We start from the raw sequence: 1898 nt of genomic DNA, 5'->3' as shown, positions 1-1898 counted from the left end.
AAGTACCTCCCCAGCACGAAGGAACCCCCGGCACAGGACGAGCACCACAAGCTGCTCGGCACCTACACCTACGATTTGCAGCAGCTCATCCAGCGTGAGGGCAAGGGCTTCAATGGCCGTCTCGACATCCTTGTAGGTGGCGGCGATGCGGGCAGCCCGCTCGCGGACGGCTCCAACTTCACCATCACCGCCGATGAGACCGGCTACTACGTGTTCATCGCCAAGTACGCCGGATGCGACCGCGTGAAGGCGTTCACCAGCGACTACGACAACCGGTTCGAGGCCACGTTCGTCAGCAAGGAAACCCCCAAGCTCACCCTGTCGTCCAGCACCAAGCCGGGCACGGTGAAGGTTGGCGAGGAGATGCGCGACACCGCGACCATCAGCGGCACCGGCAACAGCGACGGCGTGGTGAACAAGGGCGCGTATGTCCTGTTCGATGCCTACAACCCCGTCCCCGGCGAGGCCGATCCCAGTGTGGGCAAGCTCCTCGACTCCGACAGGCACGAGCTGACCGCCGAACAGATCGACGATCTGAACAATGGCAAGCAGATCACCGTCACCAGCAATCCCGTGAATGCCACGACCAGCGGCAACGTGTACTGGCAGGCCGCGATCTACGCGGCGGACGGCACCCTGCTCGCCACCCACGAGCTTGGCATCGAGGATGAGACCACCGTGGTCAAGGGCGGCGGCGACATCAGCTCGATCAGCCAGAAGCAGGGCGCGGTCGGCGGCCAGATGTGGGACATCATCACCGTGTCCGACGACACCGACGGCGACGACGCGGGCAACATCCCCGACGGCTCCACCGTGCAGGTCAGCGTGTACAAGCATGAGGGCCAGAATCAGGAGACCAAGGGCCAGCTCGTGGAGACCAAGACGTTCCCCGTGGACACGTCGAAGCTCGGCGAACGCCCCGGTTCCTACAGCTTCCAAGCGCTCATGGACGGCACCTATCCGGCGGCTGGCACCTACTACTGGGTGGAACGCCTGATCGGGCCTGACGGCGGCGTGATCGCCGAAGGCAAGTACGGTGACGACACCGAACGCACCTACGTGCAGGAGTACGACACCGACGCCGCGAAGGCATGGCTGAGCACCAACGACGCGGAATACGCGGACAAGACCGTGAACACGTTCGACGTGCTCACCCAGAAGTACTACACGCAGTGGGGCGAGGACGACCAGACCGGTTCCTCCACCAGCGTCTACTTCGGCGCGACCGCCAAGGGCACGCAGGCCCAGTTCAGCATCTGGCGCGAAGGCGACGGCAACGCCGACACGGACGTGAAGGTGCTCGACGGCCAGACCATGGACCTGCCCAAGATCGGCGACCGCAAGGAACCGTATTCGCAGAAGCTCAAGAGCGAGACGTTCACGCTCCCCGAGGACACCGTGGCGGGCACGCACTACTACATGCTGCGCGTCACCAACACGCAGGACGCCGCGAACCTTCAGGCCATCGGCATCCAGTCCGACGGTCTGGTGTGGGAGTCCCCGAAGCGCGTGGAGCGTGAATCCTTCGAGGTCGTTCGCGTCACCTCCACTGCGGCGGAACCCATTGTCACGACCGACATGCCCCATGTGCAGGAGACCCTGCATGTGGACGGCACCCTCGGCAAGGGCAGCGCCTATCAGGTGGAGACGTGGACCGTGGGCGATGACGGGAACACCGCCGAAAAGGTCTGTGAGACCGATCGCGTCACGCTCGACCACGACGTGACGGACACGGACATCGCCGTGACCCTCGACACGCCCGCCGATCCCGGCACCTATCAGTTCCGCTTCAAGGTCTGGTCGCCCGACAACCTCGGCGGCGACCCCGACGTGACGGCGGACGCCGGTACGATGATGCCCGACGACTGGAAGCAGGGCGACGACTACGCGCAGAAGGT

Annotated in this window: 1 protein-coding gene; it reads left to right on the top strand. The window is 64.6% G+C overall.

Translation table 11 applies throughout. From position 1 onward, the window contains the following. Window positions 1-1898, top strand: a 1898-nt coding sequence (locus tag B5G37_RS15335; protein ID WP_204217958.1) for a hypothetical protein, incomplete at both ends; no start/stop codon positions are given.

It is taken from the genome of Pseudoflavonifractor sp. An85 (assembly GCF_002161235.1).
Classification (GTDB): Bacteria; Bacillota; Clostridia; order Oscillospirales; family Oscillospiraceae; genus Enterenecus.
This window is presented reverse-complemented; position numbering and strand designations above follow the sequence as displayed.